20 protein-coding genes and 2 riboswitches are annotated in these 24088 nt (G+C 67.9%); of the genes, 8 read left to right on the top strand and 12 right to left on the bottom strand.

The window, feature by feature from the left end; translation table 11 throughout:
• Window positions 1–23 precede the first annotated feature (23 nt).
• On the top strand, window positions 24–2255 hold the full coding sequence (locus KVS69_RS10230; RefSeq protein WP_217537975.1) for a primosomal protein N': 2232 nt from the start codon (window positions 24–26) through the stop codon (window positions 2253–2255).
• Window positions 2256–2295: 40 nt separating this feature from the next.
• On the opposite strand, the gene KVS69_RS10225 is transcribed toward KVS69_RS10230, so the two are convergent.
• Window positions 2296–2916 carry a glutathione S-transferase gene (locus tag KVS69_RS10225; RefSeq protein ID WP_217537974.1) on the bottom strand — a complete coding sequence of 207 codons (621 nt, stop codon included), beginning with the start codon at window positions 2914–2916 and terminating at the stop codon, window positions 2296–2298.
• A 234-nt stretch (window positions 2917–3150) separates the two neighbouring features.
• On the opposite strand from KVS69_RS10225, the gene KVS69_RS10220 reads away from it, so the two are divergent.
• The gene (locus KVS69_RS10220) at window positions 3151–4461 is read left to right on the top strand and encodes an NAD(P)/FAD-dependent oxidoreductase (RefSeq protein WP_217537973.1); all 1311 of its coding nucleotides are present in this window, start codon (window positions 3151–3153) and stop codon (window positions 4459–4461) included.
• Here KVS69_RS10220 and KVS69_RS10215 read toward each other — a convergent pair.
• Entirely contained in the window at window positions 4434–4751 is a 318-nt protein-coding gene (locus KVS69_RS10215; protein ID WP_210131157.1) for a hypothetical protein, read from the bottom strand. The genes KVS69_RS10220 and KVS69_RS10215 overlap by 28 nt on opposite strands.
• Window positions 4748–5020, bottom strand: a complete 273-nt coding sequence (locus tag KVS69_RS10210) for a GIY-YIG nuclease family protein (RefSeq protein ID WP_095363055.1) — start codon at window positions 5018–5020, stop codon at window positions 4748–4750. The genes KVS69_RS10215 and KVS69_RS10210 overlap by 4 nt, the downstream gene beginning before the upstream one ends.
• A gap of 44 nt (window positions 5021–5064) precedes the next feature.
• A riboswitch (glycine riboswitch) is annotated at window positions 5065–5159 on the top strand.
• Window positions 5160–5167: 8 nt separating this feature from the next.
• Window positions 5168–5258, top strand: a riboswitch (glycine riboswitch).
• 83 nt (window positions 5259–5341) lie between these two features.
• Here KVS69_RS10210 and KVS69_RS10205 point away from each other — a divergent pair.
• Window positions 5342–5959, top strand: a complete 618-nt coding sequence (locus tag KVS69_RS10205; RefSeq protein ID WP_068854189.1) for a trimeric intracellular cation channel family protein — start codon at window positions 5342–5344, stop codon at window positions 5957–5959.
• Here KVS69_RS10205 and KVS69_RS10200 read toward each other — a convergent pair.
• The 3 genes from KVS69_RS10200 to KVS69_RS10190 all read right to left on the bottom strand — a co-directional run bounded on the left by KVS69_RS10200 (window position 5956) and on the right by KVS69_RS10190 (window position 7966).
• Window positions 5956–6393: a GNAT family N-acetyltransferase gene (locus tag KVS69_RS10200; RefSeq protein WP_254622119.1), complete on the bottom strand. Its 438-nt coding sequence runs from the start codon at window positions 6391–6393 to the stop codon at window positions 5956–5958. The two genes, KVS69_RS10205 and KVS69_RS10200, sit on opposite strands and share 4 nt — an antisense overlap.
• Before the next feature lie 46 nt (window positions 6394–6439).
• Window positions 6440–6745, bottom strand: a complete 306-nt coding sequence (locus tag KVS69_RS10195) for a DUF1778 domain-containing protein (protein WP_068854191.1) — start codon at window positions 6743–6745, stop codon at window positions 6440–6442.
• 147 nt (window positions 6746–6892) lie between these two features.
• Window positions 6893–7966, bottom strand: a complete 1074-nt coding sequence (locus tag KVS69_RS10190) for a 3-deoxy-7-phosphoheptulonate synthase (protein WP_217537971.1) — start codon at window positions 7964–7966, stop codon at window positions 6893–6895.
• Between the two features lie 301 nt (window positions 7967–8267).
• On the opposite strand from KVS69_RS10190, the gene KVS69_RS10185 reads away from it, so the two are divergent.
• The gene (locus KVS69_RS10185) at window positions 8268–9431 is read left to right on the top strand and encodes a serine hydrolase domain-containing protein (RefSeq protein ID WP_217537970.1); all 1164 of its coding nucleotides are present in this window, start codon (window positions 8268–8270) and stop codon (window positions 9429–9431) included.
• A 69-nt stretch (window positions 9432–9500) separates the two neighbouring features.
• Here KVS69_RS10185 and groL read toward each other — a convergent pair whose 3' ends face one another.
• Window positions 9501–11147, bottom strand: coding sequence for a chaperonin GroEL (groL, locus tag KVS69_RS10180; protein WP_217537969.1), 1647 nt, complete (start codon window positions 11145–11147; stop codon window positions 9501–9503).
• A gap of 90 nt (window positions 11148–11237) precedes the next feature.
• Entirely contained in the window at window positions 11238–11525 is a 288-nt protein-coding gene (locus KVS69_RS10175) for a co-chaperone GroES (RefSeq protein ID WP_068854195.1), read from the bottom strand.
• A 279-nt stretch (window positions 11526–11804) separates the two neighbouring features.
• Here KVS69_RS10175 and KVS69_RS10170 point away from each other — a divergent pair, with 279 nt between their 5' ends.
• The 4 genes from KVS69_RS10170 to KVS69_RS10155 all read left to right on the top strand — a co-directional run bounded on the left by KVS69_RS10170 (window position 11805) and on the right by KVS69_RS10155 (window position 17049).
• Window positions 11805–13589, top strand: a complete 1785-nt coding sequence (locus KVS69_RS10170; RefSeq protein WP_217537968.1) for an endonuclease — start codon at window positions 11805–11807, stop codon at window positions 13587–13589.
• A gap of 147 nt (window positions 13590–13736) precedes the next feature.
• Window positions 13737–14075 (top strand): divalent-cation tolerance protein CutA, encoded by a 339-nt coding sequence (cutA, locus tag KVS69_RS10165; protein WP_217537967.1) that lies wholly within the window; start codon window positions 13737–13739, stop codon window positions 14073–14075.
• Window positions 14075–16441, top strand: a complete 2367-nt coding sequence (locus KVS69_RS10160) for a protein-disulfide reductase DsbD domain-containing protein (RefSeq protein WP_217537966.1) — start codon at window positions 14075–14077, stop codon at window positions 16439–16441. Before cutA ends, KVS69_RS10160 begins: the two co-directional genes overlap by 1 nt.
• Window positions 16438–17049 (top strand): TlpA disulfide reductase family protein, encoded by a 612-nt coding sequence (locus tag KVS69_RS10155; RefSeq protein WP_217537965.1) that lies wholly within the window; start codon window positions 16438–16440, stop codon window positions 17047–17049. Before KVS69_RS10160 ends, KVS69_RS10155 begins: the two co-directional genes overlap by 4 nt.
• Before the next feature lie 31 nt (window positions 17050–17080).
• On the opposite strand, the gene KVS69_RS10150 is transcribed toward KVS69_RS10155, so the two are convergent.
• The 4 genes from KVS69_RS10150 to KVS69_RS10135 form a co-directional block, all read right to left on the bottom strand.
• Window positions 17081–19717, bottom strand: coding sequence for an excinuclease ABC subunit UvrA (locus KVS69_RS10150; protein ID WP_217537964.1), 2637 nt, complete (start codon window positions 19715–19717; stop codon window positions 17081–17083).
• Window positions 19718–19786: 69 nt separating this feature from the next.
• Window positions 19787–22315: a methyl-accepting chemotaxis protein gene (locus KVS69_RS10145; protein WP_217537963.1), complete on the bottom strand. Its 2529-nt coding sequence runs from the start codon at window positions 22313–22315 to the stop codon at window positions 19787–19789.
• A 206-nt stretch (window positions 22316–22521) separates the two neighbouring features.
• Entirely contained in the window at window positions 22522–23529 is a 1008-nt protein-coding gene (locus tag KVS69_RS10140) for a bestrophin family ion channel (RefSeq protein WP_217537962.1), read from the bottom strand.
• 31 nt (window positions 23530–23560) lie between these two features.
• Window positions 23561–24067, bottom strand: coding sequence for an Ohr family peroxiredoxin (locus KVS69_RS10135; RefSeq protein WP_068854202.1), 507 nt, complete (start codon window positions 24065–24067; stop codon window positions 23561–23563).
• Window positions 24068–24088: the final 21 nt, after the last annotated feature.

Below are 24088 nucleotides of genomic sequence, written 5' to 3'. Positions count from 1 at the left end.
GTTCGGGCCGCTACACTGGCGCGATGCTGCCCCCCGATCCAGCCCCCCTGCTGCCCCTGGAAAGTGCCCCGGCGCCGCTGCCGGATGCCCCCTCCCTCCAGGTTGCCCTGCCCCTGCCGCTACCGCAGTGGTTCGACTACGCGCCGCCGCCGGGCGCACCGCCCGGGCCTGGCATGGTCGGTCGCCGGCTGCGGGTGCCGTTCGGCTCGCGCGAGCTGGTGGGCGTGGTGGCCGGGATCGGTACGGTGACCGACGGCAACGCGCTGCGCGCTGCCGTGGAATGGCTGGACCCGGCGCCGCTGCTGGGCGGCGAGCTGTGGACCTCGCTGCAGTGGCTGGCACGCTATACCCATGCGCCGCTGGGCGAGGTGGTCAGCACCGCCCTGCCCGCGCCATTGCGCCGTGGTGAGCCGGTGCCCGACACCCACCGCTGGGGCTGGCAGCTCACCCCCGAAGGACTCGAACACCGCGCCAGGCTGCGGGCCGGCACCCGTCCGCACCGCCTGGCCGAACAGCTGGCCGGGGGCAGCGTGGACGAGGACCTGCTCGACGAGGCAATGGACGACTGGCGCAGCGCGGCGCGCTCGCTGGCCAAGCGCGGCCTGGTCGAGCGCATCGCGCTGGAGCACGCTCCGGCGCTGCCGGCCCTGCGGCCGGGCCCGACCCCGAATGCGGAGCAGGCCAACGCCATCGCCGCGATCACCGCCTACGCGCGGTTCGGCGCGTTCCTGCTCGACGGGGTGACCGGCAGCGGCAAGACCGAGGTGTACCTGCAGGCCATCGTGGAGTGCCTGGCCCGCGGCCGGCAGGCGCTGGTGCTGGTGCCCGAGATCGGGCTGACCCCGCAGACGCTGGCGCGCTTCCGCAGCCGCCTGGGCATTGCGGTGCACGTGCTGCATTCGGGCCTGAACGACAACGAGCGCGCACGGGTCTGGGCGGCCGCCGCGCGCGGCGAGGCACAGGTGATCGTGGGCACGCGCTCGGCGGTGTTCACCCCGTTGCCCAACGCCGGCCTGATCGTGGTCGATGAAGAGCACGACGGCAGCTACAAGCAACAGGACGGCATTCGATACCACGCGCGCGATTTCGCGCTGGTGCGGGCCAAGGCGCTGGATGTGCCGGTGGTACTGGGCAGCGCCACGCCGTCGCTGGAATCACTGCACAACGCCCATGCCGGCCGCTACACCCATCTGCGCCTGAAACAGCGCGCAGGCGAGGCCCGCCCGCCGCGCGTGCGGGTGCTGGACGTGCGCAAGCGCCCGTTGAAGGACGGCCTTTCGGCCGAGGTGATGGAAGGCATCGGCCAGCACCTGGCGGCCGGCCACCAGGTGCTGGTGTTCAAGAACCGCCGCGGTTACGCGCCGGTGCTGCTGTGCCACGACTGCGGCTGGACCGCGCCCTGTAAACGCTGCGATGCGCCGATGACCGTGCACGCCGGCGGCCGCCGGCTCCAATGCCACCACTGCGGCGCGCGCCAGCCGGCGCCACTGGCCTGCCCCGACTGCGCCAGCCTGGCGCTGCAGCCACAGGGCATCGGCACCGAGCGGCTGGAAGAACGCCTGGTGGAAGCCTTCGCCGATTTCCCGGTGATCCGCATCGACCGCGGCACCACCAACCGGCGCGACGCGCTGGAGACCCAACTTGCCACGCTGGGCGACCGCGCCGGCATCCTGGTCGGCACGCAGATCCTGGCCAAGGGGCACGACCTGCCCAAGCTGACCCTGGTGGTGGTGGTGGGCATCGATGAGGGACTGTTCTCCGCCGATTTCCGCGCCAGCGAGAAACTGGCCCAGCAGCTGATCCAGGTGGCCGGGCGCGCGGGACGCGCCACCGACGCCGGCGAGGTCTGGCTGCAGACCCATCACCCCGGGCACCCGTTGCTGGAAACCCTGGTCAATGGGGGCTACCACGCTTTCGCCGACGCCGAGCTGCAGCAGCGCGAAGCGGCCGGCTTCCCGCCGTTCGCGCACCTGGCGCTGATGCGCGCCGAGGCGCAGCAGGTGGAGCACGCCAACGCCATGCTGATGGCGGTGCGCGAGCTGATCGCGCATGAGTGCCCCGTGGAACGCTTCGGTCCGATGCCGGCGCCGATGCCGCGCCGCGCCGGTTACCAGCGCACGCAGCTGCTGCTGTCGGCCCCGGCGCGGCGGCCGCTGCACGCGCTGCTGGATCAGATCATGCCGCTGGTTTACGGCTTGCCGCAGGCGCGCAAGGTGCGCTGGTCATTGGACGTCGATCCCACCGACCTGTATTGAAACCGTGCGGACCAACGGTCCGCACCTGCCGTCCGTTACCTCACGTCAACGGCGTCATGACCGCTTTGACGTACGCCGGGCGCTGCTGGAGGCGCTGGTACCACGCTTCCAGGTGCGGCAACGACGGCCGCTGGATCGGCAGCTCGAACCACGCATAGACCAGCGCGCCCAACGGAATGTCGCCCATCGCGAACTGCTCGCCGGACAACCACGGTTGCTGCGCCAGGGTGGCATCGGCCATGCCCAGCAACTCGCCGGCACGGGTGATCGCGGCATTGATGCGGGCCTCGTCGCGGTCGGCCGGGGCGGTGCGCATGATCCCCCAGATCAGGTCGGTGTACAGCGGTGCCATGCGCGAGGTGCTCCAGTCCATCCACTTCTCGGCCTGGGCGCGCGCCATCGCATCTTCCGGGTATAGCGTGCCCAGCGCGTAGCGCGCGCTCAGGTAACGCACGATGGTGTTGGATTCCCACAGCGGCAGGCCGTGGTCTTCGATCACCGGCACCAGGCCGTTGGGGTTCATGCCCACGTATTCCGGCGACTGGGTGCCACCGAAGGGGCCGCCCACTTCGATGGATTCGTACGCCAGGCCGATTTCCTCCGCGCACCACAGCACTTTGCGCACGTTGCTGGAATTGCGGCGGCCCCAGATCTTCAGCATGTTGGTGTTCCCGGTTGTCGATAGGCGCCGATACGATACGCCGATCAACGCGCCGGTGTTGACGGGTCTTCTTTCGGAAATGCGCGCGCGCAGGTGGACTTTCCAGGCAACGAACGGATCGGCCGCCGGCAGGCGCGACGGCTGCTGAACCCAGTATCTGCCATCCACGTGAATATCGCGCGTCACGTGCGAACATGCAGTGCTTCGCTTCGACCCCCGCCAAGGAGTGATTGCATGACCCGCAATTCCCTGCCCCACCTGGTCATCATCGGTGGCGGCTTCGCCGGCCTCTGGGCCACCCGTGCGCTGGCCAGCGCGCGCATCCGCATCACCCTGGTGGACCGTCGCAACCACCATCTGTTCCAGCCGCTGCTGTACCAGGTCGCCACCGCCGGCCTGTCCGCACCCGACATCGCCGCGCCGCTGCGCCACATCCTGGGCGACCAGCGCAATGTTGAAGTGCGGCTGGGCGAGGTGACCTCGATCGACAAGGCCAGCCGCCAGATCACCCTGGCCGACGGCAGCCAGCTCGGCTACGACACCCTGATGCTGTGCACCGGCGCTACCCACGCGTATTTCGGGCACGACGAGTGGGCCGCCGACGCGCCTGGCCTGAAGACCCTGGACGATGCGATCGCACTGCGCCGCAAACTGCTGCTGGCCTTCGAACGCGCCGAGGCCGAGCCGGATCCGGCACGCAAAGCGGCGTGGCTGAGCTTTGCGGTGGTCGGCGGCGGCCCCACCGGGGTGGAACTGGCCGGCACGTTGGCCGAGATCGCGCGGCACACGCTACGCAACGAGTTCCGCCATATCGATCCGGCCAGCGCCAAGGTGCGGCTGGTCGAAGCCGGGCCGCGGGTGCTGTCCAGCTTCCCCGAGGTGCTGTCGCTGAAAGCGCGGCGCCAGCTGGAGAAGCTCGGGGTGGAGGTGTTGACGGGTACAGCGGTCAATCACATCGACGGCGAGGGCTTCCAGCTCGGCGAGCAGTTCGTTGCCGCGCGCACCGTGGTGTGGGCCGCGGGCGTGGCCGCTTCGCCGCTGGCGCGGACGCTGGAGGTGCCGTTGGACCGCGCCGGACGCGTGCCGGTGCAGCCCGACCTGACCCTGGCCGGGCACCCGGATATCTTCGTCGCCGGCGACCTGGCCGCGCTGCAGCAGGCCGATGGCCGGCCGGTGCCGGGCGTTGCCCCGGCCGCCAAGCAGATGGGCAAGCATGTGGCCGCGACAATTCGTGCACGGCTGGAGGGCAAGCCGACACCCGGGCCGTTCAAGTACCAGGACTTCGGCAACCTGGCCACGATCGGGCGCATGGCCGCCATCGTGCACCTGGGCCGGCTGCAGTTGTCGGGCGTGCTGGCGTGGTGGTTCTGGCTGGCCGCGCACGTGTTCTTCCTGATCGGGTTCCGCAACCGGATCGTGGTGCTGCTCAACTGGGCGGTGGCGTATTGGAGCTACCAGCGCAGCGCGCGGATCATCTTCGGTGATGACCGCGAGGACCGGCGGCCGAAGCCATCCGATCAGGGATCGTTGCCGGGCGCGAGGTGAACGTCCCAGGTGCACAGGTAGTCCGGATCGCTGATGGTCAGTGCCATTGAGCGCAGCGTGTAGTCGCCCGGTGCGGCCGGGGTGTAGTGGTCCAGCGTGGGCGGCAGGAACACTTCCTCGCCGTCCATTGCACTGGCCAGTACCACGCCTTCTTCGTCATTGATGCGCAGCACTTGCCCGGCCATCTGGCGGTGCTCCAGGGCGTTGCCTTGGGCGTCAAGGTAGGTCATGCCGGCGAGCACGGTCTTGCCGATCATCGCGCGCGCCTTGGCCGGGTCGATTCCGGTCATGTTTCGGCACTCCGTTGCTGCAGCCAGGCCAGCTTGCGTGCGCGCGGCTGGCGCTTGAGCTCGCATTCGGCCTTGGAGGCCGCCGAGCGGTCGGGGTAGGCGCGCATGGCCAGCAGCTTCACCGGTGGGTTGGCGCGGGTGTAGCGCGCGCCTTTGCCGCACAGGTGTGCCTGGAAGCGGGCGTCCACGTCGTTGCTGATGCCGGCGTAATAGCTGCCGTTGCGGCATTCCAGCAGATAGACATACCAGGGGGCGGGTTCAGCGGGCATACCGGGATTATCCACCGGCACGGGCGCGCTGGCTGCTAGAATTCGACCCGGATGCAGGAGAGAGGCGCCGCGTTGGCGCCCGCCGAAGGCGCAGGCTCCCATAATCGCTCAGGCCGGTGGTTCGATACGCCACCAACCATGCATCCAACACGCCGATCTGGAGAGAGGTCTTCAATGACCCGCCGAAGGGGCACGTGGCCTGGCCACTGAACTCTCAGGCAAAAGGACAGCGGGAGCGGCAACGGAATCCCACCCCACGACAGTGCTACGGCGCTGGCGCGTGCGCGTTTCCGTCCCCGCCTGCCCCTCCGGAGCCGTTGCATGCTGCTGTCCATCATCTACCTCATCGCCATTTCCGCCGAAGCCATGACCGGCGCGCTGTCCGCCGGCCGGCGGCGGATGGACCTGTTCGGCGTGGTCATCATCGCCTGCGTCACCGCGCTGGGCGGCGGTTCGCTGCGCGATATCGTGCTGGGCCACTACCCGCTGGGCTGGGTCAAGCACCCCGAGTACCTGGGCTTCACCATCTGCGCGGCACTGATCGCCACCTGGGTGGCGCGCTGGATGCACCACTTCCGCCGCACCTTCCTGGTGCTCGATGGCCTGGGCCTGATCTGCTTCACCCTGATCGGCTGCGCGGTGGCGCGCGACGGCGGCCACGCGGTGCCGATCGTGCTCATCGCCGGCATGCTCACCGGCGCCTTCGGCGGCGTGCTGCGCGACGTGCTGTGCAACGAGGTGCCGCTGATCTTCCAGAAGGAGCTGTACGCGGTGATCACCCTGCTTACCGGCGCGGCATGGCTGGGCCTGCTCGAACTGGGTGTGTCGCTCAACGCCGCCACGCTGTGGTGCCTGGGCGGCGGCTTCGCCTTCCGCCTGCTGGCGATCCATTTCAAGTGGGAGATGCCGAAGTTCGTGTACCGCGACGAGGTGCATTAGCACGCAAGGGGCAGCATCAGCGTGAGAGGGTGAATGGGTGAAGCGATGAAACCGTGCTTGAGGTAGAACGCCTTGGCGGGCTCATCGATGGCATGGCAGAGCAACGCCCGTGCGCCGACCTGAGCGCACGCCTGCAGCGAACGTAGCACCGCATCCTTCAACAAGCCCTGGCCAATGCCTTGCCCCGCCCTGTCCGGATGTACCGCCAACCGCCCCAACACGATGACCGGAATGGGATCGGGCATGTTGCGGCGGATTCGTCCGGGCACGGCGTCATGCGCTATCGAACCGGCTGAGAGCGCGTAGTAACCGACGACGCGACGCTTCTCATCGCAGGCAACGAAGCATCTGGACGCGCCGGATGCCTGGTTCTGGCGTGCGCGTTCAAGCAGCCATTTCGCCAGGGCGGGAGCACTGCAGCGGAAGTCATCCAACAGATGATCCGCATGCAGCGGTGTTGGAGCGGAGAGCCACAAGGGCTCAGCGTTCCCAGGGCGCCGGCGTGCTCAACAACCGGCGCAGCGCCAGGTTGTCCTCCAGCGGCGCGTCCAGCAGCGCATTGAAACGCTGCAGCTGCTCAGCATTCAACGTGAACTGCGTCTGGTCGGCCAGCACCTCGCGCGCCCTGTCGCACGCGGCATCCAGGATGAACTCGGTGCGATTCACGCCACTGATTGCTACGGCACGATCGATCAGATCCTGCTTATCGGCAGGGGCCCGGAAATTGATGACTTTGCTTGCGGTTCCCATGGGAAGCACCCGCACGTTGCTGGACTGTGCATACATTGTACATACACCCTGTAGGGCCCTCAAGTGAGGCCTGCAGTCTGCGGTCCCGGGCGCGCAGTATCCAATTGATTCTGTTTAACAAAACCAGGCTTCCGGTAGAGCGGATCTTTCGTGGAGCCGGCCGGCGGCCGGCTCCCTGCGGGGTCAAGCCGCCTCGGCCAGACGCCGCGCGCGCCGCGCACGCACGGCCTCGGCCAGCGCTTCGAGTACCTGCAGCGAACTGTCCCAGCCGATGCAGCCATCGGTGATGCTCTGGCCGTACACCAGCGGCTGGCCTTCCACCAGTTCCTGGCGGCCGGCCACCAGATGGCTTTCCACCATGACGCCCACGATGCGCTCTTCGCCTGCCGCCAGCTGTGCGTTGATATCGGCGATCACCTTCGGCTGGTTCTCCGGATTCTTGCTGCTGTTGGCGTGGCTGGCATCAATCATCAATCGCGCCGGCAGCTGCGCCTTGGCCAGCGTCTGGCTGGCGGCATCCACGCTGGCGGCATCGAAGTTGGGCACCTTTCCGCCGCGCAGGATCACGTGGCAATCCGGGTTGCCGGCGGTAGCGACAATGGCCGTATCGCCCTGTTTGGTCACCGACAGGAAATGATGCGGGTTGGATGCGGCCCCCACCGCGTCGGCGGCGATCTTGATGTTGCCGTCGGTACCGTTCTTGAAGCCGACCGGGCACGACAGCCCGGACGCCAGCTCGCGATGCACCTGGCTTTCGGTGGTACGCGCGCCAATCGCGCCCCAGGCAACCAGGTCGGCGATGTACTGCGGCGAGATCACATCCAGGAACTCCACGCCGGCCGGCAGGCCCAACTTGTTGATGTCGCGCAGCAGGCCGCGCGCAACGCGCAGGCCCTTGTTGATCTGGAAGCTGCCATCCAGGTCGGGGTCGTTGATCAGGCCCTTCCAGCCCACCGTGGTGCGCGGCTTTTCGAAGTAGACGCGCATGACGATTTCCAGTTCGCCCGCATGCGCATCGCGCAGCGGCTTCAGGCGCTGGGCGTATTCGATCGCCGCGACCGGGTCATGGATCGAGCACGGGCCGATCACCACTGCCAAGCGGTCATCGCGGCCGTGCAGGATCTCGTGCAGTGCGGCGCGCGAGGCGCTCACCGTGGAGGAAGCTTCATCGTCGCAGGGCAGCATCGCCAACAGCTGCGCCGGCGGGGTCAACGGTTCGATCTTGCGGATGCGCAGGTCGTCGGTGTGGGGGGGCATGGGGGTGTCTCCTGGAAGGTGGGGGTCCCCAGCGCGGCGGCAACAAAAAAGCCGCCAGGTGCGCTGGCGGCTTTCGGGAATGCGTCTGAAGGTTTCTTCAGGGTGAGCGCATGCCTTCCTCCGCCGGTGGCTTCGGAAAGTAATACCAAAAGTAGGAATTGGCGTGGCGTGCGTTCATTGGGGAGTATTGATAGCACAGGGGTTTGGGAGTGCCAACTGTTTCATTCGCAACTGGGGTGCAGTGTTCAGGGCTGCAGGCCCGACGGTACGATTGGCGCCGAGACCCGGAGGAGTGCCGTGCATGCGCCCGTTCGTCCTGATGTTCTCCCTGTTGATGCCCGCGTCCGTTGCGCTGGCCGCCGCCCCACCCCACGCGCTGCCGTCCCCGCCCGCAGTGGATGCGCAGATGCAGCGTCTGATGCGGGCAACCCAGGCCCAGGGGCTGGCGTTGGCCGTGATCGATGACGGCAAGGTCGTGCAGGTGCACGCGGCCGGCAAGCGCAATGCGGCCGGCGAGCCGCTGCAGCCGGACACCATCATGTATGCCGCGTCGCTGACCAAGGCGGCGTTTGCCTACATGGTGCTGCAGCTGGTGGACGACGGCATCGTGGATCTGGATCGCCCCATCGCCGCCTACCTGGACCGTCCACTGCCGGAGTATCCGGCCGACAAGCGCTACGCGCCTTGGCCCGACCTGAAGGATGACCCGCGCTGGCAGCAGATCACCCCGCGCATGCTGCTCAGCCATCGCAGCGGTTTCTCCAACTTCGCCTTCCTTGAACCGGAGGGAAAACTGCGGCTGCATTTCGACCCGGGCACGCGATATGCGTATTCCGGGGAAGGGCTGATCCTGCTTCAGTTCGTGCTCGAACAGGGCGTAGGCCTGGACGTGGGCAAGGAAATGCAGCGGCGGGTGTTTGATCGCCTCGGCATGACCCGTACCAGCATGACCTGGCGCGCGGACTTCGCCGGCAACCTGGCCGACGGCTGGACCCAGGATGGCAGCACCGAACCGCATGACGAGCGCAGCCGTGTGCGGGCGGCGGGTTCGATGGACACCACCATCACCGATATCGCGCGGCTTGCCGCAGCGCTGGTGAGCGGTGAAGGCCTTTCGCCCGCATCGCGACGTGAGCTGGTGCGCGCGCAGTGGCCGATCACCACCGCCTCGCAGTTCCCCACGCTGCAGGACGAACTGCCCCCGGCGAAGCGGCGTGCCGACCTTGCCGCCGGGCTGGGCGTGGTGGTGTTCGACGGCCCGCAGGGCCATGGTTTCTACAAAGGCGGGCATGACGACGCGGTGGGCAACACGATGGTCTGCCTGGCACGTGGCCAGCGCTGCGTGGTGATCCTGGGCAACGATGTGCGTGCGGAGGCGGCATTCCCCGCACTGGTGCGCTACGTCCTGGGTGACACCGGCGCGCCGTGGACCTGGGAATACGGCAACAAGGTGTTTGTCCCATAACGAAAGAACCCCGCCTTTCGGCGGGGTTCTTCGTTTACAGCACGACGGGATGTCGCGTGTGCGGGGACCTTAGAAGTCCATGCCGCCCATGCCACCCATGCCGCCCATGCCGCCGCCGCCCATGGCCGGCTCGTCCTTCTTCGGGGCTTCGGCCACCATCGCTTCGGTGGTGATCATCAGGCCGGCGATCGAGGCAGCGTTCTGCAGGGCAGAACGGGTCACCTTGGTCGGGTCCAGGATGCCGAACTGCAGCATGTCGCCGAACTCGCCGGTGGCGGCGTTGTAGCCGTAGCTGCCGGTGCCTTCCTTGACCTTGTTGACGATCACGGACGGCTCTTCGCCGGCGTTGGCGACGATTTCACGCAGCGGGGCTTCCATCGCGCGCAGGGCGATCTGGATGCCGTGGTTCTGGTCTTCGTTGGCGCCCTTCAGGCCAGCCAGCGCGGTGACCGCACGGACCAGGGCAACACCGCCGCCCGGCACCACGCCTTCTTCGACCGCCGCACGGGTAGCGTGCAGGGCGTCGTCGACGCGGTCCTTCTTTTCCTTCATTTCGATTTCGGTCGACGCACCGACCTTGATCACGGCAACACCGCCGGCCAGCTTGGCCACGCGTTCCTGCAGCTTCTCACGGTCGTAATCGGACGAGGTGTCTTCGATCTGGGTCTTGATGCGGGCCACGCGTGCCTGCACCGCGTCCTGGTCGCCCTGGCCGTCGACGATGGTGGTGTTTTCCTTGGAAACCTGCACCTTCTTGGCGCGGCCGAGGTCGGCGATGGTCGCCTTCTCCAGCGAAAGGCCGATTTCTTCGGAGATCACGGTGCCGCCGGTCAGGGTGGCCATGTCTTCCAGCATCGCCTTGCGACGATCGCCGAAGCCCGGTGCCTTGACGGCCACGACCTTGACGATGCCGCGGATGGTGTTGACCACCAGGGTCGCCAGCGCTTCGCCTTCGACTTCTTCGGCCACGATCAGCAGCGGCTTGCCGGCCTTGGCGACGCCTTCCAGCACCGGCAGCAGGTCACGCACGTTGGAGATCTTCTTGTCGTGCAGCAGGATGTACGGATCATCCAGGTCGGCGGTCTGCGCCTGCTGGTTGTTGATGAAGTACGGGGACAGGTAGCCGCGGTCGAACTGCATGCCCTTGACCACGTCCAGCTCGTTTTCCAGGCCCGAGCCTTCTTCAACGGTGATCACGCCTTCCTTGCCGACTTCACGCATCGCTTCGGCGATGATGTTGCCGATCGACTCGTCCGAGTTGGCCGAGATCGTACCGACCTGGGCAATCGCCTTGTCGTCGGCGGTGGGCTTGGAGATGTTCTTCAGCTCGGCGACGGCGGCGACCACGGCCTTGTCGATACCGCGCTTGAGGTCCATCGGGTTCATGCCGGCAGCCACGGCCTTGGCGCCTTCGCGGATCAGGGCCTGGGCCAGCACGGTGGCGGTGGTGGTGCCGTCGCCGGCGTCATCGTTGGTACGCGAGGCGACTTCCTTCACCATCTGCGCGCCCATGTTCTCGAACTTGTCAGCCAGTTCGATTTCCTTGGCGACGGACACGCCGTCCTTGGTGATGGTCGGGGCGCCGAAGCTCTTTTCGAGCACGACGTTGCGGCCCTTCGGGCCGAGGGTGGCCTTGACGGCATTGGCGAGAACGTTGACGCCGCGCACCATGCGGGCGCGGGCGTCTTCACCGAAACGAATTTCCTTGGCAGCCATTGCGATTACCTTTTATGTGGCGCCGGGCGATGCCCGGCTGCGTTGATCTGAAAAAAGAAGAAGCGGCGGGGCGAGCCCGGCGGCGCAAACTCAGCCGATGACGGCGAGGATGTCGTCTTCGCGCAGGACCTTGTATTCCACGCCTTCGCTCTTGTAGGTGCTGCCGGCGTACTGGCCGTAGATCACCTTGTCGCCAACCTTCAGCGACGGCGCGCGCACGCTGCCGTTGTCCAGCGGCTTGCCCGGGCCCACGGCCACGACTTCACCCTTGGTCGACTTTTCCTTGGCCGAGTCGGGGATGACGATGCCGCCGGCGGAGACTTCGTCGGCTTCGATCGGCTTGACCACAACGCGGTCGTGAAGCGGCTTGATGTTCATGCGTGCCTCTTAAGTTGTTGATTGGTTTGAAAAAGTCCGGCGATCTTAGCACTCACCCCAGGTGACTGCCAGCACCGCTCGTGAAAAAACCCGCCAGTGCGGGACAGGGCAGAGATGGTGCTGTCCCGAGCCCTTTCAAGGGGGGGCCGACGAATTCCCCCAGACCGCCATTTTCTTGACGCACGTCCCACTGCGGAGTGCCGAATCCGACAAATCGATAGATGTGTCATATGGATTAGCTAGATTCGGCCGGCAAAACCCAATCACAAGGAGACGTAGATGAGGTTGCTCACACCGCTGTCCCTGGGGTGCCTGTTGGCGCTGGCCGCTGGTTCCGCCCATGCGGGCGTATTCATCAATGAACTGCATTACGACGACAGCACCCCGGCCGGGGATGTCGGCGAAGCCATCGAGGTGGTCGCCACCGGCGGGGAGGACCTCAGTACCTACCGGCTGTACCTGTACAACGGCAGCACTCCGTCGGCGGCCACGGTCTATGCCAACAACGCCGTGCCGGCCGGTACCGCCGCCGGCTGCGGCAAGGCCAGCATCGCCACCGTCACCTACCCCACCAACGGCCTGCAGAACGGCGCCAACGACGGCATCGCGCTGGTGGATGCCAGCGGCAAGGTCGTCCAGTTCATCAGCTACGAAGGCACCATCACCGCCTCCGGCGGCCCGGCCGCCGGCCTGACCAGCCAGAACATCCCGGTCAGCGAGAGCAACAGCACCGCCCCGGGCACGTCCCTGCAGCTCACCGGCAGCGGCAGCCAGTACACCCACTTCACCTGGGCCGGATCGGCGGCGCAGACCTTCGGTGCCTGCAACACCGGCCAGACCTTCAGCGGCGGCGGCGGCACCGGGCCCAACACCCCGCCGTCGGTGAGCACCACCACCCCGGAACAGGGCGCAACCAGCTTCCCGGCCGCTGCCGACCTGGCCGTGACCTTCAGTGAAAGCGTCACCGTCAGCGCCGGTGCGTTCACCCTGAGCTGCGGCCAGTCCGGCACGGTGCCGCTCACCCACGCCAGCAGCGGTACCCGCTTCACCCTGTCGACCAACACCGCGCTGGTGGCCGGTGAAGCCTGCCGCTTCGACATCCGTGCCGCGCGCATCAAGGACGCCCAGGGCGCACGACCGGCGGCCGACACGCGCATCGCGTTCACCGTGGCCGCCGGCGGTACCGATCCCGGTCCGGACCCGGATCCGGGCAGCTACTACTCGAAGGTCAACACCTCCAGCCCCAGCCAGCTGCGCTGCTCGCTGCACGCCACCATCAAGGGCCACACTTCGTACCCGTACAGCGGCACGGGCACCAGCACGTGGACCATCCTGGAAATCGCCGACGAGGATCCCAACAACAGCGGCCGCATCCTGGACGCGTACCGCAACCGCAGCTACGCCAAGGTCACCGACCGGGCCGGCACCGGCAGCGGGCTGACCTACAACCGCGAGCACACCTGGCCCAATTCACTGGGCTTTGCCAGCACCACCGGCGACAAGGGCCTGCCGTACGCGCCCTATACCGACACCCACATGCTGTACCTGACCGACGCGCAGTGGAACGCGGACCGCGGCAACAAGCCGTTCGCCAAGTGCGACAGCAACTGCGGCGAGCGCGCCACCGAAGCCAACAACGGCACCGGCGGCGGCAGTGGCGGCTACCCGGGCAATTCCAACTGGGTACGCACCCCGGACGGGAATGCCGGCACCTTCGAGGTGTGGGGCCACCGCAAGGGCGACATGGCGCGTGCGGTGATGTACATGGCGATCCGTTATGAGGGCGGCAAGGACGCAGCCACCGGCCAGTCCGAACCGGACCTGGAGCTGACCGACGACCGCAGCAGGATCGTGAAGACCTCGGCCTCGCCGGCCTACATGGGCCTGCTCTCGACCCTGATCGACTGGCACCTGTCCGACCCGCCGGATGCTGCAGAAAAAGCCCGCAATGAAGTGATCTACAGCTTCCAGGGCAACCGCAACCCGTTCATCGACCACCCGGAATGGGGTACGCCTGCCCTGTTCACGTCGGCCAAGCCGGCAACCTGCGAGTTGGCGAACTGAGGCATCCCGGGTTGCCGGCCAGGCGCCGGCACCAGGGCAATACGGTGCGCCGGCCACCCGCCGGTGCCACCGGGATTCGATTCTCCGGCCGGTTCCCAAGCGGAACCGGCCGGCATCGCCACGCCGCGATCTCTATACTCGGCGGTCATGTCGACCCCCGAGCCCGTATTCATCCTCCTGACCACCTGCCCCGATGCGGCTACCGCCACGCGGCTGGCGCATGCGCTGGTGGAGGAACGCCTGGCCGCCTGCGTGACCCGGCTGGACGGGGCGCACTCGACCTACCGCTGGCACGGTGAGGTGACCGAGGACGCTGAGGTCCAACTGCTGATCAAGACCACCGGCAGCCGCCTGGATGCGGCCATCGCGCGCGTGCAGGTGCTGCACCCGTATGAACTCCCCGAGTGCATCGCGGTCGAAACCCGCGCCGGCCTGCCGGCGTACCTGGATTGGATTCGGGCCCAGACCCGAGAGGAAACTGATTGATGACGCTGTTTCGTCGTGTTGCCGCGCTGTGCGCGCTGTTCCTGGTGTCCCTGCCGGCACTGGCCGTCAGCGAGAAAGACCTGCTGCCGGTGGATGAAGCCTTCGGGCTGAGCGCGCAGGCGCGCGACCGCGACCGTATCGAGGTGAGCTGGAAGATCGCGCCGGGCTACTACCTCTATCGCCACCGCACCACGGTCAAGAGCGACGCCGGCTTCAGTGCCGAGGCGCTGCAGATGCCGGCCGGCAAAAAGCACCACGATGACTTCTTCGGCGAAGTGGAAACCTACCGTGAGCGGCTGACCGCCGTACTGCCCGGCAAGGCTGCCGACGGTGCTGAAACGGTGACGCTGGAAGTGCGTTACCAGGGCTGCGCCGATGCCGGCGTGTGCTACCCGCCGCAGAAGCGCAGCGTGCAGGTCACGCTGCCGGGTGGCGGCGCCCGCGCCGACAGCGCCATGACCCCGGCCTTGGGCGGCCCGGCCGCGTCGCCGTTCAACAACCCGCTGGCCGGCAATGCCGCCGCTGGCCTGCGCCTGCCCGGCGCGGCCAGCACCCCGTCACTGCCGCTTCCGTCCGAACGCGCCTTCGGCTTCGAAGCCATCGTCGGCGATGGCAATACCGTGCTGCTGCGTTTCAGTCCGGCGCCGGGCTACTACCTCTACCGCGACCGCACGTCGCTGAAGCTGGAAGGCGCCCCGGGCATCCGCGCGGACAAGCCGCTGTGGCCGGCCGCCAAGTCGCACCGCGACGAGCACTTCGGCGATGTGTCGGTGTATTTCGACCAGGTCGATGTGAAGCTGCCGCTGCGCCGCAGCGTGGCCGAGGCCGCCGATGCCACGCTGGTGATCACCTTCCAGGGCTGCCAGACCGATGGCATCTGCTACCCGCCGATGACCCGGCGGGTGAAGCTGGCGCTGCCGGCCGGCAAGGTCAACGCCAGTGCGGGTGAAGAAGCGCGCCGCAGCGAAGTGATCGCCCCGCTGGTGACGCGCGATAAGCGTGCGCAGGAACGCGAGGCCAACGGCATTGCGACCCAGCCGATGCTGATCCGCCCGAACGAACCGGCGCTGGCGCTGCCCGCCGACGGCACGCCCGACGCCAGCGCCGACAACGACCAGCGCACGCGTCCGCCGGGCGGCAGCGGCAGTGCCACGCCGATCACCCTGATCACTGCGTTGCTGCTGGCCCTGGCCGGCGGCCTGATCCTCAATCTCATGCCGTGCGTGCTGCCGATCCTGTCGCTGAAGGTGCTGGGCGTGGCGCAGAGCGGCGAAAGCCGCCAGCGCGCGCGCAGCCACGCGCTCTGGTACACGGCAGGCGTGCTGGTGGCGTTCGCCGCGATTGGCGCACTGGTGCTGGCGCTGCGTGCCGCCGGGCAGGCGGCGGGCTGGGGCTTCCAGCTGCAGCACCCGTGGTTCATTGCCGCACTGGTGTACCTGATGTTCACCGTGGGCTTGAGCCTGTCCGGGGTGTTCACCCTGGGCGGCAGTCTGGGCGGCGTAGGCCAGTCGCTGGCCTCGCGCAGCGGACCGATGGGCGATTTCTTCACCGGCGTGCTCGCCTGCGTGGTGGCCAGCCCGTGCGTGGCGCCGTTCATGGGGGCGCCGCTGGCCTATGCCTTCACCGCACCGGCGGTGCCGGCGATGCTGGTGTTCCTGATGCTGGGCCTCGGCCTGGCGCTGCCGTTCCTGCTGATCGGCTTCGTGCCGTCGCTGGCCAAGCGCCTGCCGCGCCCGGGCGCGTGGATGGAAACCCTGAAGCAGGTGCTGGCCTTCCCGATGTACGCCACCGCGCTGTGGCTGCTGTGGGTGCTGGGCAAGCAGCGTGGCGTGGATGCGATGGCGCTGGTGCTGGCCGGGCTGGTGGTGCTGGGCCTGGCGCTGTGGTGGTTCGAGCGCAGCCGCTGGCGCAGCCAGCGCGTCGGTGCCGCATTGGCGCTGGTGCTGCTGCTGGGCGCACTCGTGCCGGTGTGGGGCGTGACCCGCATCGCTGCACCGGCCAAAGCCGCACTGGCCGCCGCCGACAACGTGGTGGCCTATTCGCCGCAGATGCTCGACCGGCTGCGCCAGGACAACCGCGTGGTGTTCGTCAACATGACCGCCGACTGGTGCGTGACCTGCAAGGCCAACGAACGCGCGGTGCTGGGCACCCAGGGTTTCGAGGAAACCCTGCGCCGTACCAACGCGGTGTACATGCGCGGTGACTACACCAACGTGGACCCGGAAATCACTGCGTTCCTGGAAGAGCACAAGGCGGTCGGCGTGCCGCTGTACGTGGTCTACGGCCCCGGCGCACCGCCGACCGTGCTGCCCACCGTGCTGACCCAGGCGCTGGTGGAAGAAGCGCTGCTGCGCACCGCGCGATGAGCACCCCGCCGCCCCGCACCTCGTTGATGGTGGTGGCGGCGCTGGCTGCGGCGCTGGGGTTGGGCACCGGCGTGTACTACGTGGCACGCACGCCACAGGAAACGCGGTTTCCCGCGGTGGACCGCCCGGCCGCCGCGCCGGCCCAACCCGGCGATGCGATGCCGACCATCACCCTGCCGGACGTGGATGGCAAGCCCGTGGACTTCGCCCGCTTCGGTGGCCGCCCCCTGTTGATCAACGTGTGGGCCAGCTGGTGCGGTCCGTGCGTGGAAGAGATGCCCATGCTGGCCGCGTTTGCCGCTGCACAGCCGACCGATGGCGTGCAGGTGGTGGGCCTGGCCATCGATACGCCGGACGGCGTACGCGATTTTCTTGACCGCGTGCCGGTGACCTACCCGATCGTGATCGAGCAGCCTGCGCCGGATGACGCCAGCGTGCGCTTGGGCAACGCCCAGGGTCTGCTGCCCTACACGGTGCTGGTAGGTGCGGACGGGAAGATCGTCAAGCAGAAACTGGGACCGTTCGCAGACGGGGAAATCGAACGGTGGGTGGGCAGTACCGACCAACGGTCGGTACCTACCGCCGGGGCGCCGGCGACTACGCGGTAGGTGCCCACCGTTGGTGGGTACGGATGCCCACTCAGGCGAAGAACCGCCGCAGGTAGCCCGCCGTCCTGCCTGCTTTCGAACGGCTCACCTGCTCCGGCGTTCCCGCCGCCACGATCTGCCCACCCTGCTCGCCCGCACCGGGGCCCACGTCGATCACCCAGTCGGCATCGGCCACCACGCGCAGGTCGTGCTCGACCACCACCACCGTGTTGCCCGCATCCACCAGCCCGTGCAGCTGCACCATCAGCTTGTCCACGTCGGCCGGGTGCAGGCCGGTGGTGGGCTCGTCGAGCACATACAGGCTGTTGCCGTGCTGGCTGCGCTGCAGTTCGGTGGCCAGCTTGATCCGCTGCGCTTCGCCACCGGACAGTTCCGTGGCCGGTTGCCCCAGGCGCAGGTAGCCCAGCCCGATATCACGCAGCAGCTGCAGCGGGCGCTGCACCACGGTTTCCTCGGCAAAGAACGCCAGCGCCTCCTCCACCGTCATCGCCAGCACCTGCGCGATGTTGCGGCCGTTCCACTCCACCTCCAGCGTCCTGGCGTTGTAGCGCTGGCCGTGGCAGGTCGGGCATGGCGCGTACACGCTCGGCATGAACAGCAGCTCCACGTGCACGAAGCCTTCACCTTCGCAGGTTTCGCAGCGGCCCTGCGCCACGTTGAAGGAAAAACGGCTGGCGCTGTAGCGCCGCGCCTTGGCCATGCGGGTGCCGGCGAACAGCTTGCGCACGTGGTCGAACAGGCCGGTGTAGGTGGCCAGGTTGGAACGTGGCGTGCGCCCGATCGGCTTCTGGTCCACGTTCACCAGGCGCTTGATCGCCGTGTGACCGGCATGCAGGCGGCCGCGGGTGCGCTCGATCCGGCTGGGTTGTGGCAGGTCATCGTCCGCATCGGGCGCCACCGGCTCATGGCCCAGGTGCTCACCCACCAGCTCCACCAGCGCCTGGCTGACCAGGCTGGACTTGCCCGAGCCGGAGACACCGGTAACCGCGCAGAACGTGCCCAGCGGGAAGCGTGAATCCAGCCCGTGCAGGTTGTTGCGGTGGATGCCGCGCAGCTCCAGCCAGCCGGCAGGCGTGCGCGGGCTGCGGGTGGCACGGTCGTGCTTGCCGAACAGGTAGGGTGCAGTGGCCGACGCGGCGACGCCGCGCAGCCCCTCGGGCTCACCGCTGTACAGCACCTGCCCACCGTGCTGGCCCGCACCGGGACCGACATCCACCAGCCAATCGGCACGGCGCAGCATCTCCAGATCGTGCTCCACCACGAACAACGTGTTGCCGCCTGCCTTGAGCTGGTCAAGCGCGCCATACAGGGCCTCACCATCTGCCGGATGCAGGCCGGCGGTGGGCTCATCCAGCACGTACACCACGCCGAACAGGCTGGAGCGGATCTGGGTGGCCAGGCGCAGACGCTGCAGCTCACCCGGCGACAGCGTCGGGGTGGCGCGGTCCATCGACAGGTAGCCCAACCCCAGCGATTCGAGCGTACCGATACGCTCCACCAGATCGTGCGCGATGCGTTGGGCAGCGATACGCTTCTCCTCGGACAGGTCCGGCGTGCGGCGCACGTCACTGCTGCCTGCATGCAGCGGCCCGCCGTTCTCCACCCGCAGCTGTTCGGCCTTGCGCCCGGCTGCGCGGCTGCGCGTTGCCCCCTTTGCCGGCGCGTTGAAGCGACCTTCCGCCGCCGGCCGCAGCGCCTCGGCCATCGCCGCCAGCGACAGCTGGGACAGCGCGCCGATGTCCATGCCGGCGAAGGTCACCGACAAGGCAGCACGCTTGAGCCGCTTGCCATCGCAGACCGGACAGACCGTACCCACCATGTAGCGCGCCACGCGCTTCTTCATCATGGCGCTCTGGGTGGTGGCGAAGGTGTGCAGCACATAGCGGCGCGCGCCACTGAAGGTGCCCATGTAGCTGGGCTCTTCCTTGCGGCGCATCGCGGCGCGGGTTTCTGCCGGGGTGAAGCCGGCATACACCGGCGCCACCGGCTGCTCGTCGGTGAACAGGATCCAGTCGCGCTGCTTCTTCGGCAGGTCGCGCCAGGGAATGTCAACGTCGTAGCCCAGCGTCACCAGGATGTCGCGCTGGTTCTGCCCGTGCCACGCCGGCGGCCATGCGGCGATGGCGCGCTCGCGGATGGTCAGCGAGGGATCGGGCACCATGGACTGTTCGGTCACTTCATACACGTGGCCCAGGCCATGGCAGTTCGGGCAGGCGCCCTGCGGTGTGTTCGGCGAAAAGTCCTCGGCATACAGCATCGGCTGTCTGGCCGGGTACGTACCAGCGCGCGAATACAACATGCGCAGCAGGCTGGACAGCGTGGTCACGCTGCCCACGCTGGAGCGTATGCTCGCGGTGCCGCGCTGCTGCTGCAGCGCCACCGCCGGCGGCAGGCCGTCGATGGCATCCACATCAGGCACGCCCACCTGGTCGATCAGGCGGCGCGCATAGGGTGACAACGACTCCAGGTAGCGACGCTGCGCTTCGGCATACAGTGTGCCGAAGGCGAGCGAGGACTTGCCGGATCCCGAAATTCCCGAGAACACCACCAGCGCATCGCGCGGGATGTCCACGTCGACGTTCTTCAGGTTGTGCTCGCGCGCCCCGCGCACGCGGACAAATGCGTTGCGGGGCTGGGCGGGAGACGATGTTTTTCGACGTGTGCTCATGGTGGGAAGCATACCGCCGGTGGTGCCGCCCGTTGGGCGGCCCACGTAGACGCCGCAATCACAAACCCATCACACTACCGCCGGACGAAGCCCGCGCACCAGCGCAGGCCGTGCCAACACGAACGCCGCCACCGCTTCGGACAACAGCGCCGCCTGCCGCTGCATCGCCTGCGCGGACGCCGAGGCTTCCTCCACCATCGCTGCGTTCTGCTGCGTACTGCCGTCCATCTGCAACAACGTCCTGCCCACCTGCTCGATGCCCACGCTCTGCTGCTGCGAGGCCGCCGCGATGCTGGCGCTGATCGCGGTGACCTGCTCCACGCTGCCGACGATGCGGCGCATGGTGGCACCAGCCTCGCCTACCAGGCGGGTACCGGCGTTGACCGTCTCCACCGAGGCTTCGATCAGCTGCTTGATCTGGCGGGCGGCATCGGCGCTGCGCTGGGCCAGCAGGCGTACTTCGCCCGCTACCACCGCGAAACTCCGGCCCTGCTCGCCGGCCCGTGCGGCTTCCACCGCAGCGTTGAGGGCAAGGATGTTGGTCTGGAAGGCGATGCCGTCGATCACCCCGGTGATGTCGCCGATGTGCCGTGAGGAGGCGGCGATGTCGTGCATCGTGGACACGACCTGTGCCACCGCGTTGCCGCCCTGCCCCGCAATGGCAGCGGCATCCATCGCCAGCTGGTTGGCCTGCTGCGCCGAATCCGCGTTCTCGCGCACGGTTGCAGTGAGTTCCTCCATGGAGGACGCGGTTTCTTCAAGATGCGCCGCCTGCCGTTCCGTGCGTTCGGCGAGGTCACGGTTGCCGGCCACGATTTCACCGGCCGCGCCGTTGATCGCCGAGGTGGCGTGCTGGATGCGCGCCACGATGTCGGCCAGCTGTGCCACGCTGGCGTTGGCATCGTCGCGCATCTGCGCGAACACGCCCTGGTAGTCACCCTGCATGCGGACGCCCAGGTCGCCGTGCGCCAGCCCGGACAGCAGCGCCTGCAGCCCGGCCAGGTTGCCCTGGAAGGTATCCAGCAGGCGGTTGATGCTCACCGCCAGGGTCAGCACGAAGCCCTGCTTGTCGTTCACCGCGATGCGCGCCTGCAGCTGACCCTGCGCGGCGGCATCCACCAGCGCGGCCACTTCGGTTTCGACCGTGGTTTCCAGCGCGCGGCTGCGCCATTCCACCGCGGCTCCCAGCAACTGGTCGTGGTCGAGGATGGGGTTGAGTACCAGCTGATAGCGGATTCCGCCCTGCTCGATCTCGTGTGCACTGGCATGGCCGCGCTGCAGCTGCGCGGCGACGCCCGCAAACACCGGATGCAGCACCTGCGCCGGTTGGCCATGCCACTGCCCGGGCGTGCAGCCCAGCGCAGTGCACAGCGCCTGGTTGAGGAAGCCGATGCGGCCGTCAGGCTCCAGCACCATCAAGCCGGTCTGGGCACTGTCCAGCGCCTGGCGCGCACGGGTGTTGTCGCGCGCGGCGGCCCTCTCGGCCTCGATCCGGCCGCGCAGTCGTTCCTGCATATGTCGCAGGCGTTGCGCCAGCTGGCCGAATTCATCGTGCGGGTTATGCACGACCAGCACCGTATCCAGCCGGTCCTCGGCGATGTCCTCGGCGAAGCGCAACGTGTTCGCGATCGGGCGCTGCACCGCCTGCAGGGTCAGCAGCAGCGTGGCGATGAGCAACGCAGCCACCAGCAGCAGCGTGACCGCGAACACCACCGTCATCGCCCTCGCTTGTGCCTGCAGGCGCCCGCGCGCGGCCTCCAGTGCCGTTTCCTGCGCACGCTGCGCCTGCTCGAGCGACGGCGCGATCTGTGCAGCGGTATCGGCCAGCGACTGCGCTTCCACATCCAGCCCCACTCGCGCGGCGGTGTAGCCAAGCAGTGCACCCTGGTAGCTGTCCATCGCGGTGCGAAGCGCGTCCTGTGCGGCCGCCGGCACGCCCGGCGCTGTCAGCGCCAGTTCGAACGGCAGCTTGGCGTCGCTGGCGCGGTCGGCATGGGTGGAATCGCCGGTGAGCAGCAGCAGCGCTTCCTGCCGGCGGATGGCCTCCCACTGGGCGTCCAGTGCGGGTCGTTGCAGGGGGCCCAGCGCGGCCTCCATCGCAGCAGCGGCGGCCTCCAGCTGCGCGCGCAACCCGGCCTCGCCCCTTCCCATTTCATCCACGCGTGCATTCAGCGCGTTGATGCCCTCGGCAAACTCGCCGATGCGGGTGCCCAGGACCCTCAGTGAAGCCGCATTGCCGTTGGCGGCGGCGGTGCGCTGCAGTGCCTCCAGCGACACCTGCAGGCGTTGGCGTGCCTGCTGCAGCGCGTTCCGGTCGGTATCGTCGAAGCTCGCCGCGTAGCGGGTCTGCAGGCGACGGGCATCGGCCACCTGGGTGCCCAGCAGCGCCATCAGGCTGGTCGCCTGCTGGTGGGTGGCGAAGGTGTCGGCGGCGCGTTCGCTGTTGTACCTTGTCCAAGCGTACACGGCGGCCACCAGAAGCAGGCCCGCTGCACAGGCCACCAGGCTGATTTTCAGCTTGCGCGCCACGCTGAGCCGGCGCAGGGGTTCAGCCCTGCGGGCAAGGGACGACAGCACACGGCGGGGGATGGCCGACATGACGCACTCCAGACAGAAGGACGCATCGGTATCGGCCGCATTCGCCTGGACTTTAGGGCAGGATCCGTTTGCATCCTGCCCTGTCCGCGCAGTGCCTACGTTGTAGCGGGCGTTGAAGACCGCACGATGACGGTCGGCGGTGCGGGCATTGGATTGGGAAGGTGCACCCGCGGCAGAGGCCAACGTAGTGCGCAACGCTGGCGCGATCACATCACGATGGGGCTGGCCGGCACCTGCGGCACCGGAATGTCGCGCTCATCCAGCAGCAGGCGCAGGTCCAGCTCGATGGAGGTGCACAGCTGCGAGATCGGAATGTCGTTGGCGCCACCTTCGAAGGGATTGGCGCTGCTTTCGCCGACCTGGTCCAGCGCGGCATACATCCACGACACCAGCACACTCAGCGGAATCGCAAGCCACACCCTGTGCCCGGCCATCGCCCCGCCCACCGTGTCGTTCATGGGTGCCAGCAGGTCGATCATGCCCAGTGGCAGCAGCAGGCACAGGATGCGCACAAAGATCACGTTGATCACCGCGTACTGGCGCGGATAGGGGTAGTTCTTGATCCGTTCGCTGCGCGCCTGCTGGTCGTGCAGGTCGCGAAGTACGCGCTGCAGTTCGGCGAAGCTGGCCTGCGGCAGGTCGCCTGCATCCAGCAGCTGACGCAGCGATGCGCCCTGCAGCGACAGTACTTCGGTGGCCTTGCCGCCAGCGCCCAGGATGCGCGCGCGTTCTTCGGGGGTGACGTACTTGATCAGTTCGGCATCCAGCGTGCGCACCTGTTCCGGTACGTCATAGCGCTTGCGGTACTCGACGTTGGGCGCCAGCTGCACGGTCTCCCAGGGTTTGGCTTCGCGCATCTGGTAACGCAGCGCGGTCAGCCACGCCAGGTGGCGATATACCAGCCGCCGGGTGTGTTCGGGATGGGCCACGTAGTCGCGGCTCATCGTGCCCCACAGGCGGCTGGCGGCCGTGATGGAGGCCCACACCTGCTGCGCTTCCCACAGCCGGTTGTAGGTCTGGGTGTTCTTGAAGCCTGCGATCAGCGCCACGCTGGTACCGAGCATGAAGATCACGTTCCATGGCACCGCCAGCCAATGCATTCCGCCCAGCTGGTACAGCGCCACCAGCGCCACATCCAGCAGGATCAACAGATACAGCGGGCGGCGGGTCCACAGCAGGAATTCGGTGAAGGTATAGGAGCGGCCGGCGTGCATGAGGGTTTTCTCCAGCAGGGGGAAACGCCGCTCAGGGGGCGGCGGTGGGCACCACGCTCACCACGTGGGTGATGCCGTTGCGGAACATCTTTGCGTAGGGGCAGACACGTTCGGTGTTGCGCACCAGCTCGGCGGCCACGCCCGCCTCCAGGCCGGGCAGGTACGCTTCCACCTCGGCCGACAGCAGGTACAGGCCGTCGATCGGGTCGCGCGAGAAGGTCACCGACACCTCGATGCAGGGGTCTACCAGCACCAGCCCGGCACGGCTGGCCAGCAGGTTCATCGCGCCGTGGAAGCAGGCCGCATAGCCGGCAGCCAACAGCTGCTCGGGGTTGCTGCCGCCACCTGGACCGCCCAGCGAGGGAGGCAGGCGCAGGTCGAGTGCCAAGGCGCCATCGTCGGAGACGACCACGCCCGAAGCGCGTCCGTGTCCCGTCTCGCCGCCGCTCACCCGCACCCGCCCGGTGTAGAGCGGGCGCACCTCGTCGCCACGGTATTTGTCGAGAACGGTGGGCGACGGCGGCTTCAGGTCGGACATGGCGTTTCCACGAGGTGCGGG

It is taken from the genome of Stenotrophomonas sp. GbtcB23 (genome assembly GCF_019091045.1).
In the GTDB taxonomy this organism is placed as follows: Bacteria; Pseudomonadota; Gammaproteobacteria; order Xanthomonadales; family Xanthomonadaceae; genus Stenotrophomonas; species Stenotrophomonas rhizophila_A.
Note: the sequence above shows the minus strand (reverse complement) of the source record. Positions and strands in the feature narration are given on the sequence as shown.

Coding starts and splice junctions, on each gene's coding strand:
- KVS69_RS10230 (WP_217537975.1), top strand. CDS start 24: ATGCTGCCCCCCGATCCAGCCCCCCTGCTGCCCCTGGAAAGTGCCCCG.
- KVS69_RS10225 (WP_217537974.1), bottom strand. CDS start 2,916: ATGCTGAAGATCTGGGGCCGCCGCAATTCCAGCAACGTGCGCAAAGTG.
- KVS69_RS10220 (WP_217537973.1), top strand. CDS start 3,151: ATGACCCGCAATTCCCTGCCCCACCTGGTCATCATCGGTGGCGGCTTC.
- KVS69_RS10215 (WP_210131157.1), bottom strand. CDS start 4,751: ATGACCGGAATCGACCCGGCCAAGGCGCGCGCGATGATCGGCAAGACC.
- KVS69_RS10210 (WP_095363055.1), bottom strand. CDS start 5,020: ATGCCCGCTGAACCCGCCCCCTGGTATGTCTATCTGCTGGAATGCCGC.
- KVS69_RS10205 (WP_068854189.1), top strand. CDS start 5,342: ATGCTGCTGTCCATCATCTACCTCATCGCCATTTCCGCCGAAGCCATG.
- KVS69_RS10195 (WP_068854191.1), bottom strand. CDS start 6,745: ATGTATGCACAGTCCAGCAACGTGCGGGTGCTTCCCATGGGAACCGCA.
- KVS69_RS10190 (WP_217537971.1), bottom strand. CDS start 7,966: ATGCCCCCCCACACCGACGACCTGCGCATCCGCAAGATCGAACCGTTG.
- KVS69_RS10185 (WP_217537970.1), top strand. CDS start 8,268: ATGCGCCCGTTCGTCCTGATGTTCTCCCTGTTGATGCCCGCGTCCGTT.
- groL (WP_217537969.1), bottom strand. CDS start 11,147: ATGGCTGCCAAGGAAATTCGTTTCGGTGAAGACGCCCGCGCCCGCATG.
- KVS69_RS10175 (WP_068854195.1), bottom strand. CDS start 11,525: ATGAACATCAAGCCGCTTCACGACCGCGTTGTGGTCAAGCCGATCGAA.
- KVS69_RS10170 (WP_217537968.1), top strand. CDS start 11,805: ATGAGGTTGCTCACACCGCTGTCCCTGGGGTGCCTGTTGGCGCTGGCC.
- cutA (WP_217537967.1), top strand. CDS start 13,737: ATGTCGACCCCCGAGCCCGTATTCATCCTCCTGACCACCTGCCCCGAT.
- KVS69_RS10160 (WP_217537966.1), top strand. CDS start 14,075: ATGACGCTGTTTCGTCGTGTTGCCGCGCTGTGCGCGCTGTTCCTGGTG.
- KVS69_RS10155 (WP_217537965.1), top strand. CDS start 16,438: ATGAGCACCCCGCCGCCCCGCACCTCGTTGATGGTGGTGGCGGCGCTG.
- KVS69_RS10150 (WP_217537964.1), bottom strand. CDS start 19,717: ATGAGCACACGTCGAAAAACATCGTCTCCCGCCCAGCCCCGCAACGCA.
- KVS69_RS10145 (WP_217537963.1), bottom strand. CDS start 22,315: ATGTCGGCCATCCCCCGCCGTGTGCTGTCGTCCCTTGCCCGCAGGGCT.
- KVS69_RS10140 (WP_217537962.1), bottom strand. CDS start 23,529: ATGCACGCCGGCCGCTCCTATACCTTCACCGAATTCCTGCTGTGGACC.
- KVS69_RS10135 (WP_068854202.1), bottom strand. CDS start 24,067: ATGTCCGACCTGAAGCCGCCGTCGCCCACCGTTCTCGACAAATACCGT.